We start from the raw sequence: 19,515 nt of genomic DNA on the forward strand, positions 1-19,515 counted from the left end.
GTACCCGCACATGTGACCTGGCCGGATCTGGCCATATCGATCTAGGTCACGGGATCGTAAAGATCGTCGGACGGGGAGCGGAGCGTTAATTCGGGCGGGAATTCGCTCCCTTTCCCGGATGTCCGCATCGAATCCGAGAATAGCCTGGGAGAACCCTGGGAACGGCCTGGGAGATCATTCCGTGAGATGCGCGAGTGACCGCAGGGGAACGGGGAGCCAGGAGGGGCGATTGGCCGCCTCGTAACGCACTTCGTAGACGGCCTTGTCGAACTCCAGCGCCCGCAGCAGGGTCTCGTGCGCGTCAGGGTCCGGTCCCCCCGCCGACGCGTACCCCCGGCAGAAGGCCGCGCGGTTGCGCGCCACCCACGCACGCGCGCGCAGCTCCAGCTCCCGTTCGGCCTCCGGAGGCGTCCGGGGACCGGTCATGTGCAGGAACCTCGCCGCGTACTCGAACGAGCGGAGCATGCCCGCCACGTCCCGCAGCGGATGCGACGGCTCCCTCCGCTCGACCGGGCTGCGCGCGGGTTCGCCCTCGAAGTCCAGCAGCACCCACCCCGTCTCCGTGCGCATCACCTGGCCGAGGTGGTAGTCCCCATGGACGCGCTGTACGGGCAGCGGACGGCTCCACTGCCCCAGGGCCGAGAACGTCGCACCGATCGCCTCCGCGTAGGGCTCGATCCCCGGAACGTTCGCACGGACCTCGTCCAGTTGCTCATGCATACGGGCAGCCATCGTGTGCACGTGTTCCGGTGGCATCTCCGCTTTGCCGAACGCTTCGGCCAGATCCTGGTGGACGGTGGCCGTCGCTTCGCCCAGACGTTCGGCCTCTCCGGCGAAGTCTCCGCCCGCAGCGCCGACGCCTTGGTCCGGGCTGAGCGTGTAGTGCGGCTGTGCGAACCAGTCACGGACGCTCGTGACGGCGAGTTTCCAGCCGTCCGTCCCTGTACGCAGGTACTCCGACAGGAGAGCGACCGTGGCCGACTCGCGGCCGTTGGCCTCCAGCTCGATCCAGCCGTAGACGCCGGCGACGTGGGCGCAGCCGAGCTTGGTCAGCGCGAGGTTCACTTCGAGATCCGGGTTAACGCCGGGCGAGAGCTTCCGGAACAGCTTGCAGATGTACTCGTCCCCGAAGATGAGCGAGGTGTTGCTCTGCTCGGCCGTCGCCACGGCGGGCGCGAGGCCGGTGTTCAGATCCGCTCCCGGCACGCGCCGGAAACGGAGCGGCCCTACGACGGCGTCGTCCGCCATGTAGGCGAGCAGGCAGCGCGCCAGTTCCGGATCGTGCGCCGCGTCGAAGGCATGTGCGGCGTCCTTGTAGTTACCGGTTCCGTCTTGCGCGCCCGCGTCCAGGGCGAGCCATCCGACCTCCGCCGCACGCAGCCGTTCGGGAAGGTCACGCCGCAGACCGAGAAGCAGCTGGTACTGCTCGACCTGCCCGTCCTGCCGGACGTCCAGCACCAGGTGGTGCAGGCCCGGATCGCCGGGGAGCAGCGCGGTCGCCGTCCCGATGCTGATCTCGTGGATCGGACGGTTCTTGCCGGCGAACCAGCGCTGGGTGGGGAGCCACTCGGCGAGCAGGTCGACCAGGGAGGGGACGGATGGCCGCACGTCACATCACCTCTGGCGTGTCCGGGGGCGGGAGCAGGAACCAGTAGAAGCCGTGCCCGGGAAGGGTCAGCAGATAGGGCAGCTCGCCGATCGCGGGGAACCGGACGCCGCCCATGCACTCGATGGGGGTGGACCCCTGGAACCGCCTGAGGTCCAGTTCCACCGGCTGCGGGAAGCGCGACAGGTTGTTGACGCAGAGGACGGTGTCCATGCCGCCCCAGTGGTTCGACTCGCCGTTGGGGATCTCGCGCACGAACGCCAGGACGCTCGGATTCGACGCGGAGAGCTCGACGTACTCGCCGACGCCGAAGACCGGGTGCCGCCGCCGGATCTCGATCATCTTGCGGGTCCAGTTGAGCAGCGAGCCCGGGTTCTCCCGCTGCGCCTCGGTGTTGACGGCCTGGTAACCGTAGATCGGGTCCATGATGAGCGGCAGGTACAGGCGCGCGGGGTCGCAGCGGGAGAAGCCCGCGTTGCGGTCGGGCGTCCACTGCATGGGCGTGCGCACGGCGTCGCGGTCGCCGAGCCAGATGTTGTCGCCCATGCCGATCTCGTCGCCGTAGTACAGGACGGGCGAGCCGGGCAGGGACAGCAGCAGCGCGGTGAACAGCTCGAGCTGGTTGCGGTCGTTCTCCAGCAGCGGGGCCAGCCGCCTGCGGATCCCGATGTTCGCCTTCATACGCGGGTCCTTGGCGTACTCGGCGTACATGTAGTCGCGTTCCTCGTCGGTGACCATCTCCAGGGTCAGCTCGTCGTGGTTGCGCAGGAAGATGCCCCACTGGCAGTTCTCGGGGATCTTGGGGGTCTGCGCCATGATCTCGGAGATGGGGTAGCGCTGCTCGCGCCGCACGGCCATGAAGATGCGCGGCATCACCGGGAAGTGGAACGCCATGTGGCACTCGTCGCCGCCCACGCCCGGGTCGCCGAAGTACTCCACCACGTCCGCCGGCCACTGGTTGGCCTCCGCCAGCAGGACGCGGTCGGGGTAGAGGCGGTCCACCTCCGCGCGCACGCGTTTGAGGTAGGCGTGGGTCTCCGGCAGGTTCTCGCAGTTCGTCCCCTCGCGCGCGTACAGGTAGGGGACGGCGTCGAGGCGGAAACCGTCGATGCCGAGGTCCAGCCAGAAGCGGAGGACTTCGAGCATGGCCTCCTGCACGGCGGGGTTGTCGTAGTTGAGGTCCGGCTGGTGCGAGAAGAAGCGATGCCAGAAGTACTGTCCGCGCACCGGGTCGTACGTCCAGTTGGACGTCTCGGTGTCGACGAAGATGACGCGGGCGTCCTTGTACTTGTCGTCGGTGTCGGACCACATGTAGAAGTCGCCGAACGGACCGTCCGGGTCGGTGCGCGACGCCTGGAACCAGGGGTGCTGGTCGCTGGTGTGGTTCATCACCAGGTCCGCTATGACGCGGATCCCGCGCGCGTGCGCCTCCTCGATCAGCTGGACGAAGTCCACGAGTTCCCCGAACTCGGGCAGGATCTTCGTGTAGTCGGCGATGTCGTATCCGCCGTCCTTCAGCGGCGACTCGTAGATGGGCAGCAGCCACAGGCAGTCCACGCCGAGCCACTGGAGGTGGTCGAGCTTGCTCACCAGGCCGCGGATGTCGCCGTAGCCGTCGTTGTTCGAGTCGGCGAAACCGCGGATCGACACCTCGTAGAAGACGGCCGTCTTGAACCAGTGCGGGTCGCGCGGGGTGCCGGGGTCGAAGGCGTCGGGGACGGGCTCGGCGGGCGTCGCCGAGAGCGCCTCTGGCGGGATTTCGGGGATGGGGTCGGCCTCGGGGAGCGGGACGGGCGGCTGGTCGTCTGACGGCTCTTCGGGGGCGTTGCGGAGGGTGTCGCGCGGGGCGCGGGGGGCTTGGTGTGGTGCTTCGCTCAACTCTGGCCTCTCCGGAGGGTGAAGACGTGGGCCGGTTGGACGTGGGGATCGAGCCGCACGTAGTTCGCCTGCCGCCAGGTGTAGGTCTCGCCCGACAGTTCGTCGGTGACGTCGAACTCCTCGTCCGGGCCGAGGCCGAGCGCGGGCAGGTCCAGGTGGACGGTCGCCTCGCGGACCATGTGCGGGTTGAGGTTCACCACGGCCAGCACCACGTCGTCCTGGCGCGCCTTGGAGAACGCGACGAACTCGGGCTGGTCCACGTGGTGGAAGCGGAGGTTGCGCAGCCGGTGCAGCGCGGGGTGGGCGCGCCGGAAGGCGTTGAGCCTGCCGATGAGCGGGGCGATGCTCAGCCCCTCCCTTTCGGCGGCTTCCCAATCGCGAGGCTTGTACTGGTACTTCTCGGAGTCGCGGTACTCCTCACTGCCGGGACGGACGGGGACGTTCTCGATGAGCTCGTAACCGGAGTAGACGCCCCACGCGGGCGCGAGCAGCGCGGCCAGGATCGCCCGGATCTCGAAGGCCGGACGTCCGCCGTGCACGAGGTACTCGTTGAGGATGTCGGGCGTGTTGACGAAGGCGTTGGGCCGCATGTAGTTCGCGGCGTCGCCCGCGAGTTCCTCGAAGTACTCCTGCAGCTCGTGCTGAGAGTTCTTCCACGTGAAGTACGTGTAGGACTGGTGGAACCCGATTTTCGCCAGCGTGTGCATCATCGCCGGACGGGTGAACGCCTCGGCCAAGAACAGCACGTCCGGGTCGGTGGACGCGATGTCCGCCAGTAGCCGCTCCCAGAAGGGGACGGGCTTGGTGTGGGGGTTGTCCACGCGGAAGATGCGGACGCCCTGGTCCATCCAGTGCCGGACGATGCGGAGCACCTCGGCGTAGATGCCCTCGGGGTCGTTGTCGAAGTTGAGCGGGTAGATGTCCTGGTACTTCTTCGGCGGGTTCTCCGCGTAGGCGATCGTCCCGTCCGCGCGCGTGGTGAACCACTCGGGATGCTCGGTCACCCACGGATGGTCCGGAGAGCACTGCAACGCCAGATCGAGGGCGACCTCCATGCCGAGGTCACGCGTGTAGGCGACGAACGCGCGGAAGTCCTCCAGCGAACCCAGCTCCGGGTGGACGGCGTCGTGCCCGCCCTCTTCCGAACCGATCGCCCAAGGGGAACCGGGGTCGTAGGGGCCGGCTTCCAGGGTGTTGTTCGGTCCCTTGCGGAACGTCCTGCCAATGGGGTGGATCGGCGGGAGGTACACGACGTCGAAACCCATCTCGGCGATGGCGGGCAGCCGCTTCATCGCGGTACGGAAGGTTCCCGACATGGGTCCGCGCCGTCCCATGGGATCGAACGACGCGCCCTCGGAGCGTGGGAAGAACTCGTACCAAGACCCGTAGAGTGCGCGCTCGCGATGCACGGCCAACGGCAACCACTCGGTCGTGGTGAGCAGGTCGCGCAGCGGGTAGCGGTCCTCCAGGTCGAGGACGTCCGGCGCATCGGCCGCTTCCAGTCGCTCGCCGGGGGGCAGCGTCCGGTTCCTGAGCGTCGCCACCAGGCGCGTGAAGACGGGCCGCTTCGCCGAAGGCAGCTGTTTGGCCGCGCGGGAGAACAGGCGTGCGCCTTCGCGGAACATGAGCTCGACGTCCTGGCCGCGCGGAATCTTGATCTCGGCGTCGTGCCGCCAGTGCGCGATGGGGTCGCCCCACGCCTCGACGCGGTAGTGCCAGACTCCCTCGGCCGTGGGGGTGATTTCGGCCGAGTATCGGTCCACCCCTTCGCCGACCTCGCGCATGCGCGCGGACTGGACCGTATCTCCGTCCGGATCCCGGAGCACGACGGCGCAGCCGAGCATCTCGTGCCCTTCGCGGAAGACCGTCGCGCCGACCTCGACCGTCTCGCCCACGACGGCCTTGGCGGGCCAGCGCCCGCATCCCACCAGGGGCGCGACGTCGAGGATGGGAATCCGGCCGATTCGCGTGAAGTCGTGCATCGCGGACGTTCCGGACTCGACTCGCATGCGCCCTCCCTTACCCGCTCGCGGTGATCAAAACCGTCCATGCCCGCGATCGGCCCGTTGCCGCCCCGGACGGTCCACTAACTTTTCGCCACATTTCGGCTACCTCCCGCTGGCCGGGGTCGGACGCCCGCGAACTCCCGCGGAGCCCGGCGCGTCGTCCCGGGTGTGCCGCACCTCGCGCATCTGCTTCCCCACCACGTCCCGATCGAGGCCGTCCGCGCGTTGACGCTGTGGTCGGCGCTGGCCCTCGGCGCGGTGGCCGTGTGGCGACCGCTCGTGCGCCGCACCGGATGGGCGCGGCTGCCGACGCTGGGACTGTTGCTGTGGACGTGCCTGATCCTCGCCATGACGGTTCCGCTGACCGTGAAGGCCGGGGCGGGGGAACGGCTGTCGATGTGCGTTTCCCACCCGGTGGACCGTGCGGCATGGTCCGTGCGTACGTTCGGCGACCGCGGCCTGGAGGACGTCATGAACGTGGCGCTCTGGATACCGGCGGGTGCGCTTTCCGTCGTCGCCACCAGGCGCCCGGTAGCGGCACCCGCGTTTCTGTCGCTGACGTTCGTCCTTGTGGAGTTCCTACAAACACTCGATCCCGGTCGTGAATGCGATGCGGGCGACGTGACCTACAACTCGTTCGGACTAGTCCTGGGTGCGGTGACGGCCCTGCTAGGAGTGCGCGTACGCAAGGCGTTCGCGTCCCGTTGAAGGCGGTGCGGACGGGTGACGGTCCCGTACCGCGGGTCGCGCGCGAACGAATCAGCGCCTAGCGTGGCCGTGCGTGAAGGCAATCCGTAGATTCACCGTACGCACCGTCCTTCCAGAACCCCTCCGCCCACTCGAAGAACTGATCCTCAACCTCCGGTGGTCGTGGCATCACGAGACCCTGGATCTGTTCCGCGAGGTCGATCCCGTGCTGTGGGAGAGAGTCCGGCACGACCCGGTCAGGCTGCTGGGCGAGATCACTCCGGAACGGCTGGAGCACCTCGCGCACGACCGCCGCTTCCTGCGCCGGCTGCACGACGCCTCGGACGAACTGCGCGAGTACCTGACCGCGCCGCGCTGGTTCCAGTCGCTCGGCGAAGGGCCGCGCGCCGTCGCGTACTTCTCACCGGAGTACGGGATCACCGCGGCGCTGCCCCAGTACTCGGGCGGACTGGGCATCCTCGCCGGAGACCACCTGAAGACCGCCAGCGACATGGGCGTGCCCATCATCGGCGTAGGGCTGCTCTACAGGCATGGTTACTTCTCCCAGTCACTGTCACCCGACGGGTGGCAACTGGAGCGCTACCCACCGATCGACCCGAACGGGCTACCGCTGACCCTCCTCCACGAGGAGAACGGCGATCCGGTGAGGGTCTCCATCGGACTGCCCCATGGACATGACCTGCACGCTCAGGTGTGGCTCGCCCGCGTAGGGCGCGTCCCGCAACTCCTCCTCGACTCCGACGTGGAGGACAACGACCAGGCGGCACGCGACATCACCGACCGTCTGTATGGGGGCGGCGGCGACCATCGCCTGCTGCAAGAGATGCTGCTCGGCATCGGCGGCGTCCGGGCCATTCGCGCCTACTGCCGCATCAGCGGCCACCCGGCACCCGAGGTGTTCCATACGAACGAAGGGCACGCCGGCTTCCTCGGACTGGAACGCATCCGCGAACTGGTCTCCGAAGAAGGGCTCGGATTCGAGGAAGCGCTGGAAGCGACGCGAGCGGGAACCGTGTTCACGACGCACACGCCCGTCCCGGCCGGTATCGACCGCTTCCCGAGAGAACTGGTTCAGCGCTACTTCGGCGGCCCGAACGAGGAACACCACGTCCCGGTGGAACGGATCCTCGAACTCGGCGCGGAGAACTATCCCGACGGCGATCCCACGGTCTTCAACATGGCCGTCATGGGAATGCGCCTGGCGCAGCGCGTCAACGGCGTCTCGACCCTGCACGGCGAGGTCAGCAGGGAGATGTTCGGTGGGCTGTGGGGCGGCTTCGACACCGCCGAGGTGCCGATCGGATCCATCACCAACGGCGTGCACGCCGGAACGTGGGTCGGCCGCGAGATCCTCGAACTCGCCGCACGCGAAGTGCCGTCCATCGTGGAAGCGGGGCAGGGCTGGGAGAAGGTGCGCGACGTCTCAGAACGTGAGATGTGGCGCGTCCGGCGCGTCCTGCGGGAACGGCTCGTGCAGGAAGCGCGGAACCGGCTGCGCGAGTCCTGGCGCGGACGCGGCGCGAGCGAGGCCGAGATCACCTGGATCGACGAGGCGCTCGACCCGGACGTCCTGACCATCGGCTTCGCGCGGCGCGTCCCGTCCTACAAGCGGCTCACGCTGATGATGCACGACCCGGAGCGGCTCCGCGCCCTGCTGCTCGACCCGGAACGGCCCGTGCAGATCGTCATCGCGGGCAAGGCGCACCCCGCGGACGAGGGCGGCAAGCGGCTCATCCAGGACATCGTCCGGTTCGCCGACGCCGAGGACGTCCGGCACCGCATCGTCTTCCTTCCCGACTACGACATGGCCCTCGGACGGCTGCTCGTCCAGGGCTGCGACGTGTGGCTGAACAATCCGCTGAGGCCCCTGGAGGCGTGCGGGACGTCCGGGATGAAGGCCGCGCTGAACGGCGGGCTCAACCTCTCCGTGCGCGACGGCTGGTGGGACGAGTGGTACGACGGCCAGAACGGCTGGGCGATCCCGTCCGCCGACGGCCTGTCCGGACCCGAACGCCGCGACGCGCTGGAGGCCGCCGCGCTCTACGAGCTCATCGAGGACCACGTCTCGGTGGTGTTCTACGACCGCGATGCCTCCGGCCTGCCCAGGCGATGGCTCGAAATGGTCAAACACACCATCGCCACGCTCGGTCCCAAGGTGCTCGCCACGCGGATGCTGCGCGACTACGTCATGGAGTACTACACGCCTGCTGCCTCGTCCGCGCGCGCGATGAGCGAGGACGGCTACGCGGGCGCGCGGGCCCTCGCCTCATGGAAACAGCGAATTCTCAAGGGCTGGCCCGGCGTGGCCGTCGAGCACGTGGAATCGCACGGCGAGGAGAGCCCGCACGTGGGGACGCGCCTGGAGGTCCGGGTCGTCGTCGACCTCAACGGGCTCGAACCGTCCGACGTCGCGGTCGAGATCGCCTACGGGCGGGTGGACGACTCCGACGCGATCGTCGAACCGTCCTACCTGGAGCTGAGCTGCCAGGAGACGGCCGACGACGGGCGGCTGCGGTACACGGGTGAGGTTCCGCTCGTGCGGAGCGGTGCGTTCGGTTACAGCGTCCGCGTCGTCCCGCGGCACCCGAAGCTCGCGAACCGCGCGGAGATGGGCCTGGTCGCGCTGCCGCCCGCACCGCACGGAATGACCAACGGCGTCCTGCGCTGATCCCGCCTACGCCCACGCGGACGGGCGCGGCCTCCGGAAGGTGGCCGCGCCCGTCCCTGTTGCTAGAGCTCTTCTTCCTCAGGCCTCTTCGTCGGGGATGGGGTCGGGCATCCGCCACGTGGCCACCAGCAGCGGCAGCGACAAGACCGTGACCAGCAGCGCCATGAAGGTGACGACCACGGCGGCGGACGGCGAGTGGTCGCCGGTGAGGGACATGCCCAGCTCGATCCCGAACAGGGACACGAACAGCAGCAGCAGCGTCAGGCGGTGCGCGGCGGAGTGCGCGCGCAGCTTCTCCACGGCCTGGCGCTCGTCCAGGAGGTGGTCGGGAAGGCGGGTGGTGCCGCGCGTGACCACGACCATCTGGCCCAGGACCGTTCCACCGGCGAGAAGGCCGATTCCGTCGCACGCGAGCGTCACGTACATCGCCGTGTCGCTGGGAGCCAGGATCCAGCAGACCACGGCGCTCGCATAGAAGAGGGCCAGGCACGCGATTCCTGCGCGCACGAGGTTCCGCCGTCCGCTCCGCGTCGCGTAACGACCCGGAAGGTCGGCCTGGAGGATGCCGAGCATCCGCTCCTCGTGCTTGGTGCGGGGGGTCGTCATTGGTGTTCTCCTTGCAACGTCGTGCTGCCGATGAGCGGGAACGGCCTCAGCGAGAAGACCACCTCCACCGGCACCTGGAAGTACTCGGCGATCTGGAGCGCCAGGTGCAGGCTCGGGCTGTACTCGCCCCGCTCCAGATAGCCGACCGTCTGGTAGTGCACGCCGAGCGCGTTCGCCAGCTCGCGCCGCGACACGCCCCGCTCCGCCCGCAACACCGCGATGCGGTTGTGCACGAGCTCCTTGTCCCTGTCCGTCGGCACCGGCCCTCGCCATCTCCTGCCACCGTAGAACTCTGACTGTTGATAGTAGGTGTACTACATTCGATCGCAGGAGTGCAAGAAAGTGTTCTCGTGACCAGCGGCGGAACGCGGGCTTGTCAGGACGGCGAAGATCGGCTTGGCTCGTCCTGCCGAAGGCCGTGGGACGCGAGTGGAGGTAGGCGGATGAAGGTGTTCGTCTCGGTGGACATGGAGGGCGTCACCGGGCTCACCGACCCGGAGGAGATGCGCGCGGGCGGGCGCGGGTACGAGCGGGGCTGCGAGCTGATGACCGCCGACGCCAACGCCGTGATCACCGCCGCGTTCGACGCCGGGGCCGAGAAGGTCGTGGTCGCGGACGCGCACGGCCAGGGCAAGAACCTGCGCGTGGACCTCATCGACGAGCGCTGCACCCTCGTCCGCGGCCCCTACAAGCCCATGCGCATGGCCGAGGGCCTCGGCGCCTGGTGCGACGTGGCCGTGTACGTCGGCTACCACGCCCGCGCCGGGACGCCGCGCGGCGTGCTGAACCACACCTGGATGGGCCGCGAGATCCAGAACGTGACCCTCAACGGCGAGGTCGCGGGGGAGATCCGGCTGATGGCCGCGTACGCGTCGTCCCTCGGCGTCCCGGTCGGGCTGGTCACCGGGGACGTCGCCGCCTGCGCCGAGGCGCGCGAGGTGCTCGGCGAGGTCGCCACCGTCGCGGTCAAGAAGGGCAGCGACCGCTACGCCGCCGAACTCGTCCCGCCGGCCCGCGCCCAGCGCATGATCTACGAGGCCGCGCGCGCCGTGCTGACCTCACCCGACCGCTGGCGCAAGCACGAGGTCGAGCCCCCGCTCACCCTCGGCGTCGAATGGAGCTCGACGGCGATCGCCCAGTCCTGCGAGGTCATCCCCGGCGTCCGCCTCACCGGCCCGCGCACCACCGAGTTCACCACCGACGACTTCCAGGAGATCGTCGGCCTGCTCGGCGTCTGGGCGACCATCGCCGGCGAGGTCGGCTGCACCGGCCGCCACTACGGCTGACCCCGATCCCCCGCGCCGTCGCCACGCCTCGCCCCCGCGACCGGCCGTGTCGGCGTGCGGGGCGCTGGGGGCGTGGGGGTCAGTCGGTGGTGAAGGGGGTCGCGGCCAGGGACTCGTAGGCGGGCAGGAGGACGTCGGGGAGGGGACGGCGGCGGACCTTCACCGGAGGCGGCTCGGCGACCTGGAGGATGAAGCCGGGCGGGACGGACGGGGCGGGCGCGCGGTCGCGCAGGCGGGCCAGGCCCGTCGGCGGGGCCCAGAATCCCTCGGCGGTGAGCGGCTCGTCCTCGGCCTCGAACGGGTCGGGGGCGTCCCGCGCGGGGGCGCGGCGGAGCGCGGTGAGGAGCTGGTCGCGGGTTCGGCCGTTCCAGGCGAGGATCAGGAACGGGTCGTCGTCGAAGGACTCGGCGAGCAGGTACAGGACGGCGGCGGCGTGCTTGCACGGGTCGCCCCAGTCCGGGCAGTCGCACATCAGGTGCAGGTCGGCGGCCGACTCGGGGAACAGCGACAGCCCGAGGCCGGCGAAGACCTCCTCGATCTCGGGCGGCATCTCCCCGGCGAGCAGCCGGGCCCGGAACACCGCGCGGGACGCGAGCTCGGCCTCCACGCGCCGCCAGCCGGCGTCGTCGATCGCGTCGATGCCGAGCGCCACCTCGTAGGGCTCCTCGACCGAACCCTGCACGCGCGCGGTCACCTCGTAGGGCGCGACCCGCAGATCGATGACCTGCCCCTTGCGCGCGTACGAGCGGCCGCGCTGGAGGCGTCCGGTGTCGGCGAACGACTCGACCAGGTCGATGAACCGGCGCGACCACCACTGCGAGCCGATCGACCCGCGCCTCGTGCGCGCGCGCAGGCCGTCCTCGACCTCGATCGGGTCGCCGTACTCGCCGAACCTCGGCATCAGTCGCTCACCGCCTCGGGGGACAGGCGGAGCACGTCGCGCAGGTCGGCGACCGACAGCTCGGTGAGCCAGTCCTCGCCGGTGCCGACGATCGACTCGGCGAGCGCCTTCTTGCGTTCGATCATCTCGTCCACCCGCTCCTCCATGGTGCCGACGCAGACGAACTTGCGGACCTGCACGTTCCTGGTCTGGCCGATGCGGAACGCCCGGTCGGTGGCCTGGTCCTCGACGGCGGGGTTCCACCAGCGGTCGACGTGCACGACGTGGTTCGCGGCCGTCAGCGTCAGGCCGGTGCCCGCGGCCTTCAGCGACAGCAGGAAGACCGACGGCTCGGTGTCGTGCTGGAAGTGCTGCACCAGGTCGTCGCGCTGCTGCTTGGACGTCCCGCCGTGCAGCCACAGGACGGGCCGCTCCAGCCGCGCCGCCAGATAGGGCTGGAGCATCGAGCCGAACTCCGCGTACTGGGTGAACACCAGCGCTTTCTCGCCCTGCTCCAGCACCTCGGCGCAGATCTCCTCCAGCCGCTCCAGCTTCCCGGACCGGCCGGGCAGCCGCGAGCCGTCCTTGAGCAGCTGCGCCGGATGGTTGCAGACCTGCTTGAGCTTGGCCATCGTCGCCAGCACCAGCCCGCGCCGCTGCTTGTCGTCGCTCTCGGCGATCTGCTCCAGCATGTCGTCGAGCGTCGCCTGGTAGAGGGACGCCTGCTCGCGCGTGAGGTTGCAGTAGACCTTGATCTCCTGCTTCTCCGGCAGGTCCGAGATGATGGACTTGTCGGTCTTGAGGCGGCGCAGGATGAACGGCTGCGTCGCGCGCTTGAGCGCTCCGGCCGCCCGCTCGTCGCCGTCCCGCTCGATGGGGACGGCGAACCGCTCCCGGAACGCCGCGCGCGGCCCGAGCAGGCCCGGATTGGCGAACTCCATGATCGACCACAGCTCGGTCAGGTGGTTCTCCACCGGCGTGCCGGTCAGCGCGAGCCTCGTGCGCGCGGGAATGCTCCGCACGGCCCGCGCCTGCCGCGTGCCGCTGTTCTTCAGCGCCTGCGCCTCGTCGCACACCACGCGCCGCCACGCCACCTCGGCGAGCATCTCCGCGTCGCGCGCCGCCGTCCCGTAGGTGGTCAGCACCAGATCGGCCCGCGACGCCGCCCGGACGAGCTCGTCGTCGCGATGGCGCCCCGTCCCGTGATGGACGTAGACCCGCAGCTTCGGCGTGAACTTGGCCGCCTCCCGCTGCCAGTTGCCCACCAGCGACATCGGCCCGACCAGCAGTGTGGGGCCGCCCGGCTCCCGCCCCGCCGCCCGCTCCCAGGCCAGCAGCGCGAGCGTCTGCGCGGTCTTCCCCAACCCCATCGAGTCGGCGAGGATGCCGCCGAGGCCGACGCTCTCCATGAAGGTGAGCCAGGCGAGGCCGCGCTCCTGGAAGGGGCGGAGTGTGCCGTTGAAGCCGGCCGGGGTCGTCACCGGCGTCAGGTGGCGGTCGGCGGTGCCGGAGAGGAGGTCGCCGAAGGCGCCGTCGGCGTCGACGTCGACCAGCGGGAGCGCCTCGTCGCCCGCGTGGATGACGGCGCGCATCGCCTCGGCGGCGGACATCGCGCCCGCGCGGGGGTGGCGGAGGAAGTCGAGAGCCGCCTCCAACTGGGCCTCGTCCAGCTCGACCCACTGGCCGCGCAGGCGGACCAGCGGCGCCTTGAGGCGGGCGAGCTCTTCGAGCTCGTCCTCGTCGATCGCCTCGTCGCCGATGGCGAGGTCCCAGCGGAAGTTCACCATGCCCTGGAGGTCGAAGCCGGAACTCGTGGCCGCGCCCGAACCCTCGCCCTCCTGCGAGCGGGTGGTGAGCTTCATGCCGAGCTTCGCCTTGCCCGCCCACTGCGGCAGCAGGACGCCGAACCCGGCGGCGGAGAGCATCGGGGCCGCCTGCTTGAGGAAGCGGAACGCGGCGGCCGTGTCGAGTTCGACCTCGCAGGGGAGCGGGCCGTCGAGCGCGGGGGCCATGTCGGGGAAGAGGCGGAGGGCCCGCCCCAGGCCGCCGAGCAGCGTCTCCTCGGCGTCGGGGAGAAAGCTGGCCTCGCCCGTCCAGACGAGCGCGGCGGGGACGTAGAGGCTCAGGTCCTCGGTGCCCTGGAGCGCGAACTCGACGCGCCAGACGTCCGACGCGGCCTCGTGCGGGCGTTCAGCCTGGTCGTCGGGGGCGCGGTCGCCTTCGCCGAGCTGGTCGTCGTCTTCGGGGAGGGCGGGCTCGTAGAGCCGGAAGCAGACGCGGAGGGGGCCGGACGGGCGGTGGGCGGCGGCGTGCCAGGCGTCCAGCTCGGCGATCAGGTCGTCGGGGTCGTCGCGCGGCTCGCGGGCCACCAGGGCGGACGGCCCGGTCAGCGCCTCGACCCAGCGCTCGGCCAGCGGGACGCGGTCGGGCGCCCTGCCCTTGCGCGGGGGCAGCAGCGGATGCGGCACCACGCCCCGGACGGCCGTGTCGACCATGCCGGACAGGGCCTCGCGCAGCACGTCGGCGGCCGGACGGCCGCCCTCGGCGGCGCGGCACGCGGCGGGCATCGCGCGCGCCAGGTCGCGGAAGCGGGCGGCGTCGTCGATCACCGGACGCCAGCGCGCGACGAGGTCGCCGTCCTCGCGGAGCAGGGCGGGCAGGACGTGGCCGCGCTGGGAGAGCCGGACGGCCTCGTCGGCGAGCAGGCACAGGAAGCGCAGGTCGGTGCCGGGCACCACGTCGCCGCTGTGCTCGGCGGCCTGGAGCAGCGCCATCGCCGGGAACGGCTCCAGCACGAGCGCGGGGACCCGCCAGGCGCGCAGCTCGGCCGGGCCGTCGAACGGCTCGGGCCCGAGCTCGACCGACGGCTGCGGGTGATCGCCGTGGGTGGGCAGGACCATCGCCAGCTCGATCCGCATCGCGCCCGCGACCATCGGTTCGTAGGACGTGCCGGTGAAGTCGCGCGTCGCGAACGGGTGGGCGTCGCCGGCCGGCTCGTGCGGACCGCTCCGCTCGGCCCACAGGCACAGCGCTCCGCCGTGCCACGTGCCGTGCGCCACCAGCATGATCGACGATCTCCAGCTCACTCGATTGCAGGACGGGAACCGAAGCTACCAGCGCCTTGCGACACCCGGCGGCCGACCGCCGGCCTGTGGATAACCGCGAGAGATTAGGCTCTGGGCGTTGCTGGTCCGAGGAGCGATGGAGGCGTTGGTGGGCGAGTTCGTACGTGTCGAGGCCGAGGACGGCGTGGCGACGATCCGGCTGGACCGGCCGAAGATGAACGCCCTGAACGCGCAGATGCAGCGCGAGCTGATCGAGGCCGCGCGCCAGGTGGGCGAGGACGGCACGGTGGCGGCGGTCGTCCTCTACGGCGGGGAGCGGGTGTTCGCCGCCGGCGCCGACATCAAGGAGATGGCGCCGCTCTCGTACGCGGAGATGTCGGGCGAGCCGTCGCGCCTGCTCCAGGACTTCACGCGCGCGCTCGCGGCGATCCCGAAGCCGGTCATCGCGGCGATCACGGGGTACGCGCTGGGCGGCGGTCTCGAAGTGGCGCTGACGGCCGACTTCCGCGTGGCGGGCGAGGGCGCCAAGGTCGGGCAGCCGGAGATCCAGCTCGGCATCATCCCGGGCGCGGGCGGGACGCAGCGGCTCGCGCGGCTCGTCGGCGCGAGCCGGGCGAAGGACCTGATCCTCTCCGGACGGCACGTGAAGGCGGACGAGGCGCTCGCCATCGGGCTCGTCGACCGGGTCGTCCCGGACGCCGACGTCTACGCCGAGGCCAGGAAGTGGGCGGCGACCTTCGTCGGCGGCCCGGCGCTGGCGCTGCGCGCCGCCAAGCAGGCGGTCGACGCGGGCCTGGAGGTCGATCTCCAGACCGGTCTGGAGATCGAGCGCACGCAGTTCTCCGCGCTTTTCGCCACCGACGACCAGCGCGACGGTATGAAGAGCTTCATGGAGGACGGCCCGGGCAAGGCCAAGTTCACCGGCCGCTAAGGGCCCACTCGGTACGCCGGCGGCTGAGGACTCCACTCGGCCGAGGCGTCATTCGTCGGGGATGCTGAGCGGCGACAACGGCCACCAGACGGCGGCGTGTACCGCCCACGCGGCGGCGACGAGCAGCCCTATGGCGAGGACGGGCAGAAGCAGCCTCAGCCATAGGGCTGCCGACGTGTTGTAGCGGCAGCGCAGGGCGACCACGGTCGCGGCCAGGACGCCCAAGGCGATTTCCGTGGCCCGTCCGGACGCGGGCGTCAGCCGCGTCAACGCGAAGATGGCCGCGTACGCGCCCGCACCGGCGACGGTCAGCAGGCCCAGGCGGACGATGACTTCGAGCGGGACGGCGATCAGAGCGGCCGTGCCCGCGCGTAGGCGCGCGCCACGTCCGCCTCGTGCGCTCGCGATACGCAACCGCATCCGGCGCACGGCGCGGCGAGCGTAGACGGAGAAGAAGAACAGCAGGCACACGATCGACGTCAGAACCGGCACGGCGAGTGCCGTTCCCGGCAGGACGGCCAGCATGAGCGCGCCGAACGCGCCGCGCAGCCTCCGTGGCCGTGCCCCGGCCGGACGGCGTGGCCCTTCACCTTTCTTCTCTGCTTTGTCCGGCTCCTGGCCTTCCGGCTCCTGCGCGCGCGAATCCACTTCGGGAACGTCGTCGGAGGGCTCGGCCGCCTCGACCTCGGGCGGACGCGGAGGGACGGGAATCTCTTCGGTCGGCGCGTCCGGTGGGGTGGGGCGCAGCAGGGGCAGCAGCTCGATCGCCGTGGGACGGTCGGCGGGATCCACCGAGAGCGCGGCCTTGACGGCGGGCAGGAGGTCGCGCGGGACACCCGCCAAATCCGCGCGCCCGCGCAGGATCCGCGAGCAGATGGCCGCCGCGGGCCCCGATCCGAAGGGCGGACGGCCCGTCGCGGCGTGCACGACCGAGGCGCCCCACGAGAAGACGTCGGACGCCGGAGTGGCCCGCTCCCCGTCCAGGACCTCGGGCGCGAGGTAGCCGGGAGTGCCGATGGCGGTTCCGGTGAGGGTGAGGCGGGTCGCGTCCAGCACGTGCGCGAGACCGAAATCGATGACGACGGGATCGCCGTCCACGAGCATCACGTTGCCGGGCTTGAGGTCGCGGTGGACGACACCGCCCTCGTGGATCGCGACGAGCGAGCGCGCCAGCCCGCGTGCGAGCCGCCGCAGCGCGGCCCCGCGCAGCGGACCGCGCTCGCGCAGGACTTCTTCCAGCGTGCGGCCCTGCACGTAGCGGGTGACGATGTACGGGCGGTGCGCGGTGAAGTCCGCGTCGAGGAGTTCGGCGACGAACGGACCGCGCACGCGGCGCATGGTCGCGACCTCGCGTTCGAGCCGCTTGCGGGCGACCTCGTCGCGCGCGACGGCCGGATGCAGGACCTTCACGGCCACGGCGCGGCCGTGCTCGTCCAGGGCGAGGCTCACCTCGCCCATGCCGCCCACGCCGAGCTCTTCGAGCACCCGGTAGGGGCCGATCCGATCTTCCGTTCGCACTGGGACACCCGTCGCCGCTCGGGGACTGCGGTGCATGATCGTATGGGGTTTGCCCCGTGATGTCCGTGAGGCACGACCAATTCGGTCTGGCCGGTCCACCCGATCACCTCCGGCGCCCCTGATCGTCCCTCCGGCGGCCCCGATCGTCCCGGCCCGGTCGGTGGCGGTCGGCGGGACGCAGTTGAACGGGCCCACCCGGGCGGGGGAGCGGCTACCATCACCCGCCATGCGGCAGGCGTTCCGAACCGCCCTCGTCACGGGCGCGTCCAGCGGTATCGGCGAGAGCTTCGCGCGCGAGCTGGCCGCGCGCGGGGCGGACCTGGTCGTCGTGGCCCGCCGCGCCGACCGGCTGGACGCGCTCGCGCGCGAGCTGGTCGAGACGTACCGGGTCGCGGTCGAGGTGATCGCCGCCGACCTCACCGACCCCGGCGACCGGGACGAGGTCGAGCGCAGGCTCCGGAACGAGCCGGTCGAGCTGCTCGTCAACAACGCGGGGTACGGCGCGTTCGGGGCCTTCGCCGACATCCCGATCGACGACCAGCTCCGCGAGATCGAGCTGAACGTGAACACGCTGGTCCGGTTGGCTCACGCCGCCCTGCCGGGGATGCTCGCGCGCGGACGGGGCGGCGTGCTGAACGTCGCGTCCATGTCGGGATTCGCGCCGTCCCCGGGGAGCGCCACCTACGGGGCGACCAAGGCGTACGTGGCCTCCTTCTCGGAGAGCCTGCACGCCGAGGTCGTCGGACGGGGCGTCCACGTCACCGCCCTCTGCCCCGGCTTCACCCGTACCGAAAGCGGTCACGACCCGCATCCCCTCTGGCTGCGCCGGGAGGACGTCGCGCGCGCGGGCCTGGACGCCGTGGAGTCCGGACGCGCACTGTGCGTGCCCGGCGTTCAGTACAAGGCGGCGATGCCCGCGCTGAAGGTCCTGCCCAGGCCGCTCCTGCGCGCCGCCGCGAATCGCTTGTGGAAGCAGGCCGCTGACTCTCAGTAGTCACTCGAAAAGCATCCCTAGCGGTATCCGGGCCGAGTTTCATCACTTCCGACAAGAAATCCGGCTCGCGGCTTGTGACGGGAGTGCCTTGACGTGACCGGGCCGTGATCGCGAACATCGAACCTACGCTTCAGTAGGTTCGATGATCGCCCGCTGGCGACCAACGACCACGGCCGAGCCCCCGCCCGCGCCGTGCGCCGCCGCGCCGGGACCGCGCGCGGACGCGCTCGACCTCCCTCCGTCCAGCGAAGGAACCGCATGACCGTGACGTCCGAGTCCAAGCACCAGCACCAGCTCCTCATCGAGCTCGAACCGGTCGTCGAGAACGAGCTCAACCGCCACCTCGGGGTGGCCAAGGAGTGGTTCCCGCACCAGTACGTGCCGTGGAGCCAGGGCCGCGACTACGACGGCCCGCTCGGCGGCGAGGGCTGGGAGCCCGGCGACTCCAAGATCACCCCTGAGGCGCGCGAGTCGCTGATCGTGAACCTGCTCACCGAGGACAACCTCCCCGGCTACCACCGCGCCATCGCCGACGTGTTCGGCCGCGACGGCGCGTGGGGCACCTGGGTCAACCGCTGGACCGCCGAGGAGAACCGGCACGGCATCGTCATCCGGGACTACCTCTCGGTCACCCGCGCCGTCGACCCGGTCGCGCTGGAACGCGCGCGCATGAAGCACATGGAGGTCGGCTACGAGGCCGACCACGGCGAGTCGCTGCTGCACGGTGTGGCGTACGTCTCGTTCCAGGAGCTCGCCACCCGCGTCTCCCACCGGAACACCGGTCGGGCGGCCGGCGACCCGATCTGCGACCAGATGCTCGCGCGCGTGGCCGCCGACGAGAACCTGCACATGGTCTTCTACCGGAACCTGCTCGGCGCGGCCTTCGACCTCGCGCCGAACGAGACGATGCGGGCCGTCACCGACGTCGTCAAGGCGTTCCAGATGCCGGGGCACAGCATCGACGGCTTCCTGCGCAAGTCGGTCGTGATCGCCAACGCGGGCATCTACGACCTGCGGCTGCACCACGACGACGTGCTGATCCCGGTGCTGCGCAAGTGGAACGTCTTCGACCGCTCCGACCTCACCGGCGACGGCGAGAAGGCGCGCGAGGAACTCGCCGAGTTCATGGACGGCCTCGACGCGGCGGCCACCAAGTTCGAGACCCGCCGCGAGGAGCGCCGCGCCCGCCAGGCCGCCCGCCAGGGCTGACCGTCCGCGAAGGCTGACCGTCCGCCAGGACGCCCGCTAGGGCTGACCGTCCGCGAAGGCTGACCGGCCCGCCGGGGCTGGCCGGTAGCCAGGGCTGACCGTCCGAGCCGCGCCGTCCGCGGGAAGGGCGTCCCTCGGGGCGATCGGTCTGCGTCCGCTG

At 70.7% G+C, this 19,515-nt stretch carries 14 protein-coding genes; 6 read left to right on the top strand and 8 right to left on the bottom strand.

The genetic code is table 11. The features are described from left to right. Nucleotides 1–174 precede the first annotated feature (174 nt). The 3 genes from ACFPCY_RS02140 to ACFPCY_RS02150 all read right to left on the bottom strand — a co-directional run bounded on the left by ACFPCY_RS02140 (nt 175) and on the right by ACFPCY_RS02150 (nt 5,493). Nucleotides 175–1,608 (bottom strand): maltokinase N-terminal cap-like domain-containing protein, encoded by a 1,434-nt coding sequence (locus tag ACFPCY_RS02140; RefSeq protein WP_378251830.1) that lies wholly within the window; start codon nt 1,606–1,608, stop codon nt 175–177. 1 nt (nt 1,609) lies between these two features. Continuing rightward, complete coding sequence (gene treS, locus ACFPCY_RS02145; RefSeq protein WP_378252557.1) at nt 1,610–3,364, bottom strand: maltose alpha-D-glucosyltransferase; 1,755 nt, start codon at nt 3,362–3,364, stop codon at nt 1,610–1,612. 116 nt (nt 3,365–3,480) lie between these two features. Continuing rightward, a complete protein-coding gene (locus tag ACFPCY_RS02150) occupies nt 3,481–5,493 on the bottom strand; it encodes an alpha-1,4-glucan--maltose-1-phosphate maltosyltransferase (protein ID WP_378251831.1) in 2,013 nt (670 codons plus the stop codon). A 165-nt stretch (nt 5,494–5,658) separates the two neighbouring features. Here ACFPCY_RS02150 and ACFPCY_RS02155 point away from each other — a divergent pair, with 165 nt between their 5' ends. Further along, entirely contained in the window at nt 5,659–6,198 is a 540-nt protein-coding gene (locus ACFPCY_RS02155) for a VanZ family protein (RefSeq protein ID WP_378251832.1), read from the top strand. A 73-nt stretch (nt 6,199–6,271) separates the two neighbouring features. Then, nucleotides 6,272–8,866, top strand: coding sequence for an alpha-glucan family phosphorylase (gene glgP / locus ACFPCY_RS02160; RefSeq protein WP_378251833.1), 2,595 nt, complete (start codon nt 6,272–6,274; stop codon nt 8,864–8,866). A gap of 78 nt (nt 8,867–8,944) precedes the next feature. Here glgP and ACFPCY_RS02165 read toward each other — a convergent pair whose 3' ends face one another. Beyond that, nucleotides 8,945–9,472 carry a hypothetical protein gene (locus tag ACFPCY_RS02165; RefSeq protein WP_378251834.1) on the bottom strand — a complete coding sequence of 176 codons (528 nt, stop codon included), beginning with the start codon at nt 9,470–9,472 and terminating at the stop codon, nt 8,945–8,947. Beyond that, a complete protein-coding gene (locus ACFPCY_RS02170; RefSeq protein ID WP_378251835.1) occupies nt 9,469–9,732 on the bottom strand; it encodes a helix-turn-helix transcriptional regulator in 264 nt (87 codons plus the stop codon). Before ACFPCY_RS02170 ends, ACFPCY_RS02165 begins: the two co-directional genes overlap by 4 nt. A 183-nt stretch (nt 9,733–9,915) precedes the next feature. Here ACFPCY_RS02170 and ACFPCY_RS02175 point away from each other — a divergent pair, with 183 nt between their 5' ends. Further along, complete coding sequence (locus ACFPCY_RS02175; RefSeq protein ID WP_378251836.1) at nt 9,916–10,758, top strand: M55 family metallopeptidase; 843 nt, start codon at nt 9,916–9,918, stop codon at nt 10,756–10,758. 79 nt (nt 10,759–10,837) lie between these two features. On the opposite strand, the gene ACFPCY_RS02180 is transcribed toward ACFPCY_RS02175, so the two are convergent. After that, nucleotides 10,838–11,659, bottom strand: a complete 822-nt coding sequence (locus tag ACFPCY_RS02180) for an SWIM zinc finger family protein (RefSeq protein WP_378251837.1) — start codon at nt 11,657–11,659, stop codon at nt 10,838–10,840. Further along, nucleotides 11,659–14,703: a DEAD/DEAH box helicase gene (locus tag ACFPCY_RS02185; RefSeq protein ID WP_378252558.1), complete on the bottom strand. Its 3,045-nt coding sequence runs from the start codon at nt 14,701–14,703 to the stop codon at nt 11,659–11,661. The genes ACFPCY_RS02180 and ACFPCY_RS02185 overlap by 1 nt, the downstream gene beginning before the upstream one ends. Nucleotides 14,704–14,851: 148 nt before the next feature. Here ACFPCY_RS02185 and ACFPCY_RS02190 point away from each other — a divergent pair, with 148 nt between their 5' ends. Further along, nucleotides 14,852–15,634 (top strand): enoyl-CoA hydratase/isomerase family protein, encoded by a 783-nt coding sequence (locus tag ACFPCY_RS02190; RefSeq protein WP_378252559.1) that lies wholly within the window; start codon nt 14,852–14,854, stop codon nt 15,632–15,634. Between the two features lie 48 nt (nt 15,635–15,682). Here ACFPCY_RS02190 and ACFPCY_RS02195 read toward each other — a convergent pair whose 3' ends face one another. Beyond that, on the bottom strand, nt 15,683–17,152 hold the full coding sequence (locus tag ACFPCY_RS02195; RefSeq protein WP_378251838.1) for a serine/threonine-protein kinase: 1,470 nt from the start codon (nt 17,150–17,152) through the stop codon (nt 15,683–15,685). Between the two features lie 226 nt (nt 17,153–17,378). On the opposite strand from ACFPCY_RS02195, the gene ACFPCY_RS02200 reads away from it, so the two are divergent. Together ACFPCY_RS02200 and ACFPCY_RS02205 are read left to right on the top strand one after the other, a co-directional pair. Continuing rightward, nucleotides 17,379–18,146 carry an SDR family NAD(P)-dependent oxidoreductase gene (locus ACFPCY_RS02200; protein WP_378251839.1) on the top strand — a complete coding sequence of 256 codons (768 nt, stop codon included), beginning with the start codon at nt 17,379–17,381 and terminating at the stop codon, nt 18,144–18,146. Nucleotides 18,147–18,404: 258 nt separating this feature from the next. Beyond that, nucleotides 18,405–19,355 (top strand): acyl-ACP desaturase, encoded by a 951-nt coding sequence (locus tag ACFPCY_RS02205; RefSeq protein WP_378251840.1) that lies wholly within the window; start codon nt 18,405–18,407, stop codon nt 19,353–19,355. The last annotated feature ends 160 nt before the right edge of the window (nt 19,356–19,515 follow it).

The sequence above is a fragment of the Actinomadura gamaensis genome (assembly GCF_042652125.1).
GTDB lineage: Bacteria > Actinomycetota > Actinomycetes > Streptosporangiales > Streptosporangiaceae > Spirillospora > Spirillospora gamaensis.

Coding starts and splice junctions, on each gene's coding strand:
- ACFPCY_RS02150 (WP_378251831.1), bottom strand. CDS start 5,493: ATGCGAGTCGAGTCCGGAACGTCCGCGATGCACGACTTCACGCGAATC.
- ACFPCY_RS02165 (WP_378251834.1), bottom strand. CDS start 9,472: ATGACGACCCCCCGCACCAAGCACGAGGAGCGGATGCTCGGCATCCTC.
- ACFPCY_RS02175 (WP_378251836.1), top strand. CDS start 9,916: ATGAAGGTGTTCGTCTCGGTGGACATGGAGGGCGTCACCGGGCTCACC.
- ACFPCY_RS02180 (WP_378251837.1), bottom strand. CDS start 11,659: ATGCCGAGGTTCGGCGAGTACGGCGACCCGATCGAGGTCGAGGACGGC.
- ACFPCY_RS02185 (WP_378252558.1), bottom strand. CDS start 14,703: ATGCTGGTGGCGCACGGCACGTGGCACGGCGGAGCGCTGTGCCTGTGG.
- ACFPCY_RS02200 (WP_378251839.1), top strand. CDS start 17,379: ATGCGGCAGGCGTTCCGAACCGCCCTCGTCACGGGCGCGTCCAGCGGT.
- ACFPCY_RS02205 (WP_378251840.1), top strand. CDS start 18,405: ATGACCGTGACGTCCGAGTCCAAGCACCAGCACCAGCTCCTCATCGAG.